This window comes from Variovorax sp. Soil_C_19 (assembly GCF_057657255.1).
Genome location: NZ_JBDGIV010000017.1, coordinates 1 through 13,783 on the forward strand (window position 1 = coordinate 1; position 13,783 = coordinate 13,783).

Genomic DNA, 13,783 nt, shown 5'->3' on the forward strand with positions numbered 1-13,783 from the left:
CACGCAGAGCGGCATGCTCACGCGCAGTTCCGAAGGCGGCAGCGGCGAGAACGCCAACGCGCTGCGCTTCGAGGACAAGAGGGGCCAGGAGCAGGTGTGGCTGCATGCCGAGCGCAACCAGGACATCGAGGTCGAGCGCGACGAGACGCACTGGGTGGGGAACGACCGCAGCAAGACCATCGACCACGACGAGACCGTGCATGTGAAGCACGACCGCACCGAGACCGTCGACCATGACGAAACCATCACGGTGCACAACGACCGCACCGAGACGGTCGATGGCAACGAGACGATCACCATCCACAAGAACCGCACCGAGACCGTGGACCTCGACGAGACCATCACGGTGCACCAGAACCGCAGCGAGACGGTCGATCTCGACGAGACCATCCGCATCGGCATGAACCGCAGCGAGCAGGTGGGGCTCGACGAGACCATCGACATCGGCAAGCACCGCACCGTGACCATCGGCGGCGCGAAGATGGAGACCGTGGCGCTGGCCAAGGCCGAGACCATCGGCCTGGCCAAGGCGCTGACCATCGGCCTCGGCTACCAGGTCAGCGTGGGTGCGGCCATGAACACCAGCGTGGCGCTGATGCAGACCGAGCAGGTGGGGCAGTCCAAGCGCGTGGACGTGGGCCGGACGCTGACCCTGCAGGCCGGCGACCGCATCGAACTGGTGTGCGGCAGGAGTTCGCTGGTCATGACCTCGGATGGCGCGGTCAGCATCCAGGGCGCGTCGTTCGACTTCACGGCCAGCGGCCCCGTGCAGATCAGCGGCACCGACATCGACCTGAACTGAAAAGTCGTGGAGTTTCGCAACCTCACGCCTTTCGACGCGATGTGCTTTCGCGCGGCGACGCCGAACGACCGCGAGTACCGCGTGGTGGCCATGAAGGTCGGCTACCGGCTTGTGCGCGGGCACGGCGGCGAGTGGCAGGCCGAGGTGAACGACCATAACCCTGTGCCGTTGACGCTGGCCGACGCGTACTGGGGCGATGAGGGCGCGTCGAGCCCGCGCGAGGAGAGCGACCTCGCACCCTTCAAGCCGCGCTGCGACGTGATCGTGAATGCCACGGCCCATGCGCCCGGCGGTGCGCCCGCGGCCGAATGGGAGGTGCGCGTGAAGGTGACGGCCGGCCGGCAGTGGCTGCAGCCGCCCGAGCCGCCCAGGCCGCTGCATCCGGGTGCGCGGCTGACGCCGCAGCAGCAGGCCGCGTGGCATGCCGAGCAGCAGCGCGCCGAGGCCCTGGCTGCACCGCGTACGGTGCTCGACAAGCGGCTGTGCATCAGCGGCCCTTCGGTGCTCCATCTGCGCAACGGGCGCGAATGGGTGCGCACGGCGTCGCAGCCCATCGCGAGCCTGCCGGTGCGCTGGGAACATGCGCTCGGCGGGCGCAGCATCGTGCGCCGGCCGGATGCACCGGCAGATGCGCCGCCATGGCTCGACGAGGTCTGCTTCTCCAACCCGTTGGGCCGCGGCTGGATCGAGCAGCGCGAACTCGAACAGGCGCGCGGTGCAGGCCGGCCCGCGATCGAACGCATCGCAGCGCCGCAGATCGAAGCGGCCGGAACCCGCATGGCGCAGCCGGTGGTCGCGCGGCACGCGCGCACCGGCCTCGATGCGCGCGCCATGGCCGAGACGGCCCGCAGCTACGGCGCGACGCCCGCCGGGCTGGGCGTGGTCGGCCGCGCCTGGGCGCCGCGGCTGGCGCTGGCCGGCACCTACGACGATGCCTGGCTGGCGCAGCGCCATCCCTGGCTGCCGATCGATTTCGACTTCGGCTACTGGAATGCCGCGCCCGCGGATCAGCAGATCCCCTACCTGCCGCCCGATGCGCGCATCGCGCTCTGGAACCTGAGCGATCCCGCATCGACGCCCGACGGGCATCTGTCGGTCACGCTGCCGGGGCATCGTGCGCTGGTGCTCGCCCGGCTCGACAACGGCGCGCTGCTGCCGCTGCCGATGGTCACCGACACGCTGCTCGTCGACGCCGAGGCCCTCACGCTGTCGCTGGTGCACCGCATCTGGATCCCGTCGGACGCGCCGGTGCGCGTCGTCGAGGCGCGCTTCGAGACCGATCCGCAGGCGCCGCTGGTGCGGCCCGTGCGTGCGGCATCAGGGGTGCATTGATGAGCGCGAACGTCGCGGCCCGCAAGGAAGGCAGCTGGCGCGTGGTGAGCCTCGCGCCCGACGTGTGCAAGACGCCGATGGGAAGCGCGGTGCCGCCCGTGCCGTACCCGGTCACTGCGCAGCTGCAGACCACCACCTCGGTGGCGAACAGCGTGCGCGCCAACGGACATCCGGTGGTGGTCTACGACATGAGCGTGGTGCCCACCACGCTCGGCGATGCGGCAGGCGTGGCCAAGGGCGTGAAGAGCGGCACCGTGCAGGGCAAGTGCTACCCCAAGGACCACAGCGGCACCGTGCGCGCCGAGGGCAAGCTGCTCGTGCGCCATGACGATCTGTTCTGGATGAACGGGAAGTAGGGCGTAGATGGCGGTCACCATCGACATCACACCGGCCTTCACCCGGCAGGTCGGCGGGGGCGGGCGGCTGGTCGGCTACAACCATGCCGACGCCGTGTCGATGCACTACTTTGCGTCCGACCTCGGGTCGGCCGAGAAGACATGGCACATGTCGCACGAACAGTACGACGAACTCCGGGCCGCCCAGCCGACGCTCGAACTGCCCGAGCTCAAGCCGCGCAAGCCGGGCACGAACGCCAACGGCAACACGCTCGGTGCCGTGGTCGGCGAGACGCCCTCGGCCGCCGCCAGCGCGAAGCAGGCCAATCCCGAGGTCCAGCCCGAGACGCCCAAGGAAGAGGGCTGGTGGAGCAGCTGGGGCAGTGCCGTGGTGCACACCGTGCTCGACGTCGGCGGCGTCATCCCGGTGGTGGGCATCTTCTCGGACGGCCTCAACGCGGGCATCTACGCGGCCGAAGGCGACATGACCAATGCCGCGATATCGGGCGCGTCGGCCGCCGCCAACCTGATCCCCGGCGGCGGCGCCGCCACCAAGGCCGGCAAGCTGGCCTACCGCGGCGGCAAGATGGCGCTCGAGGCGGCCGAGAAGGAAGTGGCCGAAAAGCTGCTGAAGGAGCGCCTCGAGAAGGAGGCCGCGGAAAGGCTGGCCAGGGAGAAGCTCGAAAAGGACGCCGCCCGCAAGGCCGAACCCGGCGGCGGCGGTTCGAAGAAGAACGACTCGCAGGTCAAGAAGAAGGTCAAGCCCAAACCCAAGTGCGGCCAGAAGGGACCCTACAAGGACCGCTCGCAACACGACAACGAAGGGATGAACTGGGACCACATCCCGTCGCAGAAGGCGCTGCTCGAGCGGGCCGCCGAGATCAAGGGCGCGCCGCTCACCAAGGCCGAGAAGGGCGCCATCGTCGACAGCGCGCCGACCATCGCGACGCCGACCGCGCTGCACCGCGATCACAGCGAATCCTTCGGCGGGCGGCAGCACCAGACGATCGACGGCGTCCGCCGACCGACGCGGGATGCGAAGGACCTGCAGCGCGCGGCGAAGGAGAACACCGAGAAGATCCTCGCGCACATCGACAAGTACGACCCCGGCTGCAAGGGAAAGTACCGCGAGGCCGCCGAGGAGATCACCCGGATGACTCACGACGAATGGACCAAGTGGCTGAAGCAGGCCATGAAATCGGCTAGAAAGAAGTGACTGAAAGAAAGCACAGGAGCACACGCATGACACTGAACGACCTCTTGCCCTTCCTGGGACATTCCGAACTCGACACGAACTTCGAGCAGCTCCTGAAATCCGCGGGCGCCAGCATGCAGTCGCTGTCGGCCAAGACGCTGCGCGCCGAAGGCTCCGACGCCCTCGAGCTCAAGCCGCTGGGGCTCGAACTGGCCTTCTGGGAGCGCGAAGGCTACGAACAGAAGATGGGCGCACCAAAGGACGCAGGCAAGGCGATCCTCGCGGCGGTGTTCGCCTACGGCCCGGCCGGCAAGCGCTTCAAGCCCTACACGGGGCCGATTCCCTTCGGCAACGGCCCGATCGCGGGGCGCCAGGAGGCGCTGGCCGCATTCGGCCCGCCGGACACCACCGAAGAGGACGACGACGTGGTCGAGTGGGACCAGTGGACCCGCGACGGGATGCAAGTCCGCGCCACCTACAACGACGATGGTTCGCTGTGGAACCTCTCGTACTCGGTGCCCTTCAAGTGACTGCCTGCGCGACGTGATGATCGACACCCCGGCGCACGCCTTCGACATCGGCAGCCATCTGCTGGGCCACGCCTGGGAGAGTGCGCGGGTGCAGGCGCTGGTCGACGGCTGGGCGCAACGCGAATGGATCGACCCTGAGGCACTGAAGCAGGCGCGTGCGGACCACCGCCTGTCGCTCGTCGACCGCGCGCAGGGGATCTACCTGTTCTTCACCGATGTGGACAGTTACGAGGCGCGCTACGGCAAGCCCTGCAGCAAAGGCAACCTGGTGCTGAGCCGGGTTTCGCTGCTGCTGCACGTCGGTTCGCCATGGACGCCGTATGCCGGAGCGCTGCCGCTCGGGCTGCGCGCGGACGACCGGGCCGGCGACGTGTTGCGGCGCCTCGGGCCGCCCGCGGACCTGTGGCGTGCGGGCGCGGAGGTCTCGAAGGCGCGCTGGTCGTCGCCCGAGGCCGAGGTCGACGTGAGCTTCGAGCGCGGCACGGGCCGGCTCAGGCTGGTGACGATGGCACGGCCCGCGGTGGCACCGGTGTCCGCCGTCGCCGTGCCATCGCCCGAACAGCTCGCCAGCCAATTCGGCCGCTCGCTGGACCAGTTGGCCGCGGACGCCGCCTTCGCGCCCTTTGCCTTGGGCAGCAAGGCGCGCGAGATCGCCGCATACGGCGAGGCCGACTGTTCACGCGAACTCGGCATCGAGCTCTACTTCAAGCCCGGCGCCACCCCTTCCCTGAGCGGCGTGCGCTACCGCGCCGACCTCGATTTCCAGAGCAGCGGCTACACAGGGCCGCTGCCGTGGGGCCTGCGCATGAGCGACACGATGGACGTCGCAATGGCGAAGGCCGCATCGCGCCCGTTGAAGGAGGCGCTGGACAGCGACGATGGTTATCAGCTGTGGCGTACCGCGCTGTGCGACGTCCATGTGCTCTACAGCTTTCTGGAAGACCGGATCTACCGCGTCACCTTGCTGGCGCACGGATGCCACGGCTAGCAAGGCGCGGCGGCACCAGCGTCGGGCATTGCCTACAGCCCTATGCGAATTCGCCCGGGTCCGCGCACCCGGGTGCTCCCGAGACTCGGGCTCTTCTTCAACCTTCAGGAGCCCGGCATGGCCACACTCACCTCGAACACTTCCACCTCGCACGCGCAAGCCACGGGCTTCAATGCGCTCGACTGGATCGCATGGGCGCTCGTCGTCATCGGCGCGCTCAACTGGGGCTTGGTGGGCGCGTTCGGTTTCGACCTGGTCGCCGCCTTGCTCGGCGAGATGACGATGGCGAGCCGCATCGTCTATGTGCTCGTGGGCCTCGCGGGGCTCTACTGCATCAGCATTCCGTTCCGCAAGCGCGGCGTGCACTGAGCGGGCTTCGCTGCACCCGCGGCGAGATCAACGTGTTTCCGCTGTCGCGTCGATCCGCCTGCGGGCTTGGGAGTGAATGCAAGAAAACGTAAGGTGCACATGGCGGATGTGCGCCGCAGAATCCTGCGAACCACGCGGGAGGCCGCGCAGTCGCCGCGGCTGCCGCCTCTCCTCGACAAGAACCAATGACCGGTTGCGCCGCACGAACGGGCGCTGCCATCCCGAGGAGGGGACCAGGATGAACACAGCCTACAGAACACTTTGGAACGCCGCGACGCAGAGCTGGGTCGCGGTTTCGGAGACCACCCGCGCGCGCGGAAAGCGCGGGGGTTCGCATGTGCGTGCAGGCGGCGCAACCGCTGCGTTGCTGGCAGTGGCCTTGTTCGGCGCCGGGGCGCCCGCCTGGGCCGATTGCACGACCGTGCTCGACGTCATCACTTGCGAGGGGCCGGACAACCCAGGCCCGATCACGGCCGACGGAATGGTGATCAACAACAGCGGCACCATCGGCACGGCCGGCTTCGGAGGGGCCATCCGGGCGACCAGCGGCGGCACAACCATCAACAACAGCGGCACCTTGCAGGGCGAGTCGGCGGTTTTCCTCGGCGCGGGCGGAACGGTCAACAACGTCGGCGGCAGCATCATCGGCGACTCGGTTGCGATGGCGGTCAACGGCTTGCCCGGTGTCCTGAACAACACCGGCGGTGGCACGGTGCGGAGCACGGCCGGAAATGCAATCCGCTTCAACCGGGGCGGCACGATCCTGAACACGGGCGGCAGCAGCATCGTCTCCACCAACAGCGTTGCGGTCGAAGTCATCGGAGACGCGGACATCGCGAATGACGCGGGCTCGACCATCAGCGGGGATGGCGCCATCTACGCGGCGAGCGGCAACGCACAGGTGCGCAATGCTGGCCAGATCAACGGCAACGTCGCATTGTGGGGCGGCATCAACCGCGTGACCCTGCTCAGCGGCGGGCAGATCGATGGCACGCTCCGGCTCGGTGTTGCCGTCGGCTCCTCGCTGACGCTCGCCGGCAGCGGCCGCCAGGTCTATTCGAACGCCGTCACGGGCGCGACCATCTTCGGCGCGGCGTTGATCAAGACGGGCGATGGCACCTGGGTGCTCGACCGCGGGCTCACGCCCACTGCTGCCAGCATCGACGCCGGCACCCTGGCGCTCGGCGCTGGCGGGAGCCTGGGTGGAGGCACCGCCGTCGGGCTCACGGCCGCGGGGGCCACCTTCGACATCAGCGAGGGTGGCATGCAGGCCGTGGGGGACCTCCGCGGCGTGGCCGGCAGCGCCGTGAACCTCGGCGGCAACGCGCTCGCTTTCGGTGCCACCGCCGACACTGTCCTCGCGAGCAACATCACGGGCACGCGCACGGCGGCGCTGATCAAGCGGGGCACGGGGACCGTGATGCTCGGCGGCAGCAATGCTGCCTTCGAAGGCGCCACCCAGGTGGATGCCGGGACACTGCGGGTCGGAACCGCGGGCGCAGTCCCCGCGGGCACGGACGTCACCGTCGCAGGCGGGGGAACGCTCGACCTGAACAACTTCGACCAGCGCATCGGCTCGCTGGCCGGTGCCGGCAACGTGGTGCTGGGAACGGGCACGCTGTCCACCGGCGGCGACCATGCGGGCACCACTTTCTCAGGCACGATCTCGGGCACCGGCGGGCTTGTCTTGCGTGATGCCGATCTCCGGCTGTCCGGCAACAACACGTTCGAAGGCGGGCTGTCGGTCGAACAATCGACGCTGCGCGCCGGCAGCGACGCCAGTCTCGGCGCCGCGGGCGGACGGTTCGGCCTCGACGAAGCCACGCTGCAGGCGACCGGCGCGTTCGCACTGGACCGCGACGTGGGTGTCGCCAACTACTCTCGGATCGACACCAACGGCTTCGACGTCACGCTCACCGGCGCACTGCGCCAAACGGACGGGTACGGCATCTTCTTCAAGGAGGGCGCCGGCACCCTGACGCTCGAAAGCGGCGAGACCGACGTCTCCGGCGTGCGCCTCAACGGCGGCACGCTCGCGCTGAAGGACACGGCCAACATCGGCCTCCATGCGCTTCAGATCGCGGGCGGCGCAACCTTCGACATCTCGCAGAGCCAGGGGGGCGCTCAGGCGAACTACATCAGCGGCGCGGGCACGGTCGCCCTCGGCGGCACGACGCTCACAACCAACAACGGCTCGAGCACGACGCAGTTCGACGGCGTGATCCAGGACGGCGGCATCGCCGGCGGAACGGGCGGCGCGGTGCACATCCTCGACGCCGGCCACTGGACGCTGACGAAAGCGCAGGCCTACACCGGTGGCACGACGCTCGACAGAGGTGCCTTGCACCTCACGGGCGCCGGTTCGCTCGCCGCGGGCAGCGCGCTCACCATGGGCACGGATGCGCTTCTTGAAGCCAGCCAGACCAGCGCCGCGACGCTCCGGCTCGGCGACCTCGCCGGCGGCGGCACGATCGCACTCGGCGACAAGGCGCTCACGCTGGGCACTGCGAACAGCACCCGCTTTGCCGGTGTCATCGACGGCAAGGGGGCCTCGCTCGTGAAGCAGGGCAGCGGCACACTGGCGCTCGATGGCATCAACACCTACAGCGGACGCACCACAGTCAATGCCGGAACGCTGCTGATCGGCAGCAGCCTCGCCCATGCGGATGCGCGCGTGGCAGGTGCCGTCGACGTGGCGGCAGGTGCCACGCTGGGCGGGCACGGCCGCATCGGCGGCGACGTGGCGGTGGCCGCCGGGGCCCATCTGGCGCCGGGCAGCTCGATCGGAACGCTCGCCATCGAAGGCAACCTGCACCTCGCCAAGGACAGCGTGCTCGACTTCGAGTTCGGCGCACCGGGCAGCAGCTACGCCGTGATGGGCTTGGGCGACAGCGTGGCGGTGGGCGGCAACCTGCAGCTCGACGGCGCCATGCTGAACATTACCGACACCGGCGCCATGGGCCCCGGGATCTACAACCTGTTCAGCTATGGCGGCACGCTCGCGCGGAACAACGGCGGCATCGCACTGGGCAGCGCGCCCGCCAGCAACTTCCATGTCCAGTACCTCACGGGCGACAAGAAGATCAACCTGGTCAACGTCGACCCCGGCCATGTCCTCAACATCTGGAACGGCAACGGCCTGGCGGACGCGACGCGCATGGGCGGCGGCGACGGCACCTGGAACGCGACGCAGCCCAACTGGACCGATGCGAACGGAACGGTCACCGCCGCCATGCAGCCGCGGCCGGGGTTCGCGGTCTTCGGCGGCGCGGCAGGCGACGTGGTGGTCGACAACAGCCAGGGCGCGGTGGCCGCCACCGGCATGCAGTTCGCGAGCGACGGCTACCGGCTGACGGGCGACACGCTCGCGCTGGTGGCCGATGCGTCCTCGGCCGGACCGGTCGAGGTCCGCGTGGGCGACGGCAGCGCCGCGGGCAGCGGCTGGACCGCGACCATCGGCAACGTCGTCTCGGGCACCGACGGCATCGTGAAGACCGGCAACGGCACGCTCGCTCTCACCGGCCTGAACACCTACACCGGCGGCACGTCGGTGCGCGGCGGTGCACTGCAGATCTCGGAGGATGGCAACCTGGGCGCGGCCGGCGAAGGGCTCACGCTCGACGCGGGCACATTGCGCATCGCCGGGGTCGCGGTGCGGATGGTCTCGGGCCGCGCGGTCACACTGGGTGCGGGCGGCGGCACGCTGGACCTGGGCGCGAACCTGCTCGCAGTCGCTGGCGGGATCGGCGGCACGGGTGCCCTCGAGGTGACAGGCGCCGGGGGCACGCTGGCGATCGCTACACGCAGCACTTACGCTGGCCCGACCACGCTGACCGGCGGCGCGACCGTCACTGTCGCGGGCCCGGGCACGTTCGGCGCTGGCGCGGTCCAGCAGCGAGGCAGCGGCACGAACCTCATCTTCACGGCCGGGGCCAATGCCGGCAGCAACAGCTACACGGTCGGGCGCTCCGGTTCCGCCGACGGCGACAACCGACTGTCGTTTGCGCAGGATACGAGCGCGGCGTCCTCGAAGCTCTTCGTCAACGGCGCGGGCTGGCAGGCGCCCGGTCCCAATTCGCTGCAGTTCGGCGACGCGAGCACCGCGGCCACGTCGACGATCGCGAACCGGGGCGGCGCGGTGTATTTCCTTCAGGATGCCACGGCCAGCAGTGCCGCGATCCTCAACGGCGACAAGGGGCTGCTGAGCTTTCTCGGCGCCTCGTCGGCCGGCACCGCGCAGATCGCCAACCAGGGCGGCGGCACGGTGTACTTCGGTGGCACCGCCTCGGGCGCGCAGGCCGGCATCGCCAATGCCGCGGGTGGCACGGTCGACGTGTCGGGATCCACATCACCCTCGGGTGTGGCGATCGGTTCGCTCTCCGGCGCGGGCGCGCTGGTGCTCGGCGCATCGGAGGTCACGCTCGGTGCGCTCGGCACCAGCGACACGCTGTCCGGCGTGGTCACCGACGCAGGCAGCCAGTTCGCCGCGCCGGGCAGCGGCACGGGCGGCTCGATCGTCAAGGTCGGCAGCGGCACGCTCACGCTCTCGGGCGCCAACACCTACACGGGCGGCACCGCACTCAAGCAGGGCCGCCTGGACGTGGGCCACAGCCAGGCACTGGGCACCGGCACGCTCGCGATGGACGACGGCACCACGCTGGGCTTTGCCGCCGATGGCCTGGACATCGCGAACGCCATCGCGCTCACGGGCCGGAACGATCCGGTCATCGACACCGGCGCGTTCGATGGCACGCTTTCTGGCGCCATCAGCGGCGGCGGCTTCATTACCAAGGAAGGCACCGGCACGCTCACGATCTCGGGTGCGAACACCTACACGGGCGCGACGAACGTGGCAAACGGCACGCTGCGCGCCGGTGCGGCCAACACCCTGAGCGCGCCGTCGGCGCACAGCGTGGCGGCGGGCGCCACGCTCGACCTCGCGGGCTTCAGCCAGACGGTGGCCTCGCTCGCCAACAGCGGCACCGTGTCGCTGGCCGGCAGCGCGCCCGGGACGACGCTCACGGTCAACGGCAACTACGTCGGCCACAACGGCGTGCTTCGACTCGGCACAGCGCTCGGCGCGACAGGCCCGTCGGACCGCCTGGTGATCGATGGCGGCGCGGCCAGCGGCAGGACCGCTGTGCAGGTCACCAACCTGGGCGGCCTGGGTGCGCTCACCACGGGCAACGGCATCGAGGTGATCAGCGCGCGGAACGGCGCGACCACCACCGCGCAGACGACGAAGGACGCCTTCGCGCTCGCCGGCGGCCACGTGGATGCCGGTGCCTACGAATACCGGCTCAACGCGGGCGATGCTGCAGGCGCGGGCGAGAACTGGTACCTGCGCTCGAGCACGCTCGCGGTCACACCGCCGCCGACGACACCAGCCCCGGCTCCGGCCCCCGTCACCACCTACCGTGCGGAGGCCTCGCTCTATGCTGCGTTGCCGAGTCAGCTGCGCCAGGTCAACCTCGCGATGCTGGGCGACATGCACAAGCGCGTGGGCGATGCCGACCTGAAGGGTTCGGCTGTCGCTTGGGGCGCGACCGGGCGCCGCGCCTGGGCGCGCGTGCTCTCCACCGACATCGACGTCGAGCAAGGCGGCGCGGTCTCGCCCGACAGCAAAGGGCGCCTGACGGGCTTCCAGGCGGGCACCGACCTGCTCGCGACGCCGAACTGGCGCGCCGGCCTCTACGTCGGCCAGCTCGATGGCGACGCCAAGGTGAACGGTTTTGCCAGTGGCGTGAACAACCTGCGGACCGGCCGCAACGACCTGCGCAACCAGTACGTCGGCATCTACGGCACCTACGCCGGCGACAACGGGTTCTATGCCGACGCCGTGGTGCAGTCGGGCCGCCATCGCTACACGGTGCAGTCGAACGTCGGCACCGGTACCGAAGGCAAGGGCAACAGCCTGCTGGGTTCTATCGAGGTGGGCCAGGCCTTCGCACTCGGTGCGGGCGGCTGGCAGATCGAGCCGCAGCTGCAGCTGATCCACCAGCACCTGGACCTCGGCGACGCCGCGATCCTCGGCGCCGTGGTCCAGCCGCAGGCCGACAGCGGCTGGATCGCGCGTGCAGGCGTTCGGGTGAAGGGCGAAATCGACACCGGCATGGGCGCGCTGCAGCCGTACGGCCGTCTCAACATCTACAAGACCTCGAGCGGCACCGACATCGCACGCTTCATGAACGGTCCGACGCGGACCGACATCGCGGCACCGACGGGCGGTACGAGCACCGAACTGGCCGGCGGCTTCACGCTGGCCCTCGGCCAGACGACCAGCCTCTACGGCGAAGTCGGCAAGCTCTGGGCTTCGGGCGGGAATGCGAAGGTCAAGAGTTCGGTGAACGGCTCGGTCGGTGTGCGCGTGAAGTGGTAGCCGGGCTCAATAGACGCACTGGAACGAAGCCGCCAGGTTGACGTCGCCCGTGCCCCTGTACTGCGGCCACTTCGGGTAGTCGCACAGCGGCCGGGTGCGCCCGGGCACGCCCGCGGTGTCGGTCGTGACCTGCGCGGTGGGTGCGGTGCCCTGCTCGGCCCAGGCATCGAGCGCAGTCAGCGAGTCCCAGGTCGCGTTGAACACGCTGCTGACCGCATGGCCCAGGCCGGCCACTTCGTAGTAGCGCACGAAGGTGTCGACCTCGGCCGGCCCCATCTGCGACTGCAGCCGCTGGTAGTACTGCTCGGTGGCGCGGGCGCTGACCAGCACGTCCGCGAGGCCGTGCGCGAGCAGCAGCTTGCCGCCGCGCGCCTTGAATGCCCAGATGTCGGTGCTCGCGTCGAGCTGCGTGCTCAGCGCGCTGATGCGGCTGGCCCACGGCCCCGGGTCTTCCGGATCGAGCGAGAGCGAATCGAAGCCCGCATCGCGCGTGACCGAATACTTGATCCACTGGTCGGTCAGCACGCTGATGTACGGCGCGGTCGCAGGCATCGGATCCGCGGGCTGCGTGGTGCCGAAGGCCAGGAAGGTCACGACCGGCTCGAGCGGCGAAGTCCAGGTGGTGATGCCGGGATCGGCGCCCCAGATGTTGTAGCCCGGGTACTGGGTCTCGCCGCTCGCGAGCGGAAAGCGGAACTGGGTCGCGGTGTCGATGGTCTTCATCGCGGCGATTTGCGCATCCGACAGGCAGCTGTCGCCGAGCTCGACGCCGCCCGCGCAGCGCAGCGGCGCGCCCTTGACCATGGCGGTGACAGGATCGAAGCGCGCGTTGCACAGCGTCTGCTGGCTGATGAGCCCGTCGGCCACGCCGTCGAGCGCGTCGCAGGCCTCCATCGCGGCGTTGTAGAGCAGCTCACGCTTGGCCGAATTCGGATAGGCGCCGGGCTGCGCGAGCGCGCGGCTCATGCGGTGGCCGCCGAGCAGCGCGGCGGCATCGTTCCAGGCCGGGTACCAGGCGATGGCGCCGTCCCAGTCTGCGGGCCAGCGCTGGATCGCGGTGACCGCCTCGCGCCCGCCCGTCGAGCCGCCCGCGAAGTAGGCCTTGCGCGGGCGCTCGGCGTAGCGCGCCTCGACGATCGCGAGCGCGGCGTCGTGCGTCTTCTTGAGCGCATCGCCGCCGAAGTTGCGCACGGCCTCGTCGTTGAGGCCGAAGCGGCCGTCCTGTGAGCCGAGCGCATTGGCCTGGTGACCCGAGTCGCTCGCGAAGGTGGCATAGCCGCGGCCGAGTGGCGTGGGCCGGTCGACCGGGCCGTTGGACACATTGCCCTTGACGTTGGGAATGCTGCCGTTGAAGCCGCCGCCGCCGAGCATCACGACCTTCTGGTTCCAGGCCGTGGGCAGCGCGACCGCAAAGCGGATGTCGGGTGCGGTGGCATCGACCGGGGCGATCTTGCCCGCGACCTCGCAGTGTTCGGGCAGGGCTGCTGCCCCGGTACCGCTGGCGGCGACGGTCTTCGCGGCCGTGACGGTGGCGCCCATGGTTGGCAGGCCGATGGTAGATGCGGGAACGGCCATGCCGACCAATTGTTCGCAGGTGAGCGCAGCGCTGGGTGGTGGGGGCGCGGGCGGTGGTGGGGGAGGCGGCGGTGCGGGCGGCTCGCCGGCCGATGGCGGGGGCAGAAACGGGTAGCCGCTGCCGCCGCCACCCCCGCCGCCGCAAGCAACGAGCGTGGCGCTCACGGCGAGGCAGGCGGCGACGGTCAGGGCGAAGTCTCGATGGCTGGATGTCATAGGTCTCCGATGTCGTTCGTTGTGGATGCGTGCGTCCCCCAAGGGACTGCCGCAGTCTCCCG

General features: G+C 69.9%; 9 protein-coding genes. 8 read left to right on the forward strand and 1 reads right to left on the reverse strand.

Annotated features, from left to right (window positions below; genetic code table 11):
* The 8 genes from AC3A6R_RS23655 to AC3A6R_RS23690 form a co-directional block, all read left to right on the forward strand.
* The coding region (locus tag AC3A6R_RS23655; protein WP_487865772.1) for a bacteriophage T4 gp5 trimerization domain-containing protein at positions 1 to 802 on the forward strand (802 nt) is incomplete at its 5' end.
* Between the two features lie 6 nt (positions 803 to 808).
* Entirely contained in the window at positions 809 to 2,134 is a 1,326-nt protein-coding gene (locus tag AC3A6R_RS23660; protein WP_487865773.1) for a DUF2169 family type VI secretion system accessory protein, read from the forward strand.
* On the forward strand, positions 2,134 to 2,490 hold the full coding sequence (locus AC3A6R_RS23665) for a DUF4150 domain-containing protein (RefSeq protein ID WP_487865774.1): 357 nt from the start codon (positions 2,134 to 2,136) through the stop codon (positions 2,488 to 2,490). Before AC3A6R_RS23660 ends, AC3A6R_RS23665 begins: the two co-directional genes overlap by 1 nt.
* Before the next feature lie 7 nt (positions 2,491 to 2,497).
* Complete coding sequence (locus tag AC3A6R_RS23670; RefSeq protein WP_487865775.1) at positions 2,498 to 3,685, forward strand: hypothetical protein; 1,188 nt, start codon at positions 2,498 to 2,500, stop codon at positions 3,683 to 3,685.
* Between the two features lie 26 nt (positions 3,686 to 3,711).
* Positions 3,712 to 4,194 (forward strand): hypothetical protein, encoded by a 483-nt coding sequence (locus AC3A6R_RS23675; protein ID WP_487865776.1) that lies wholly within the window; start codon positions 3,712 to 3,714, stop codon positions 4,192 to 4,194.
* Between the two features lie 13 nt (positions 4,195 to 4,207).
* Entirely contained in the window at positions 4,208 to 5,182 is a 975-nt protein-coding gene (locus AC3A6R_RS23680) for a hypothetical protein (protein WP_487865777.1), read from the forward strand.
* A 117-nt stretch (positions 5,183 to 5,299) separates the two neighbouring features.
* Positions 5,300 to 5,551: a DUF378 domain-containing protein gene (locus tag AC3A6R_RS23685; RefSeq protein ID WP_487865778.1), complete on the forward strand. Its 252-nt coding sequence runs from the start codon at positions 5,300 to 5,302 to the stop codon at positions 5,549 to 5,551.
* Positions 5,552 to 5,789: 238 nt separating this feature from the next.
* Positions 5,790 to 11,930: an autotransporter outer membrane beta-barrel domain-containing protein gene (locus AC3A6R_RS23690; protein ID WP_487865779.1), complete on the forward strand. Its 6,141-nt coding sequence runs from the start codon at positions 5,790 to 5,792 to the stop codon at positions 11,928 to 11,930.
* A 6-nt stretch (positions 11,931 to 11,936) separates the two neighbouring features.
* Here the strand turns inward: AC3A6R_RS23690 and AC3A6R_RS23695 are convergent, their stop codons facing one another.
* Positions 11,937 to 13,721 carry a tannase/feruloyl esterase family alpha/beta hydrolase gene (locus AC3A6R_RS23695; protein ID WP_487865780.1) on the reverse strand — a complete coding sequence of 595 codons (1,785 nt, stop codon included), beginning with the start codon at positions 13,719 to 13,721 and terminating at the stop codon, positions 11,937 to 11,939.
* Positions 13,722 to 13,783 lie beyond the last annotated feature (62 nt).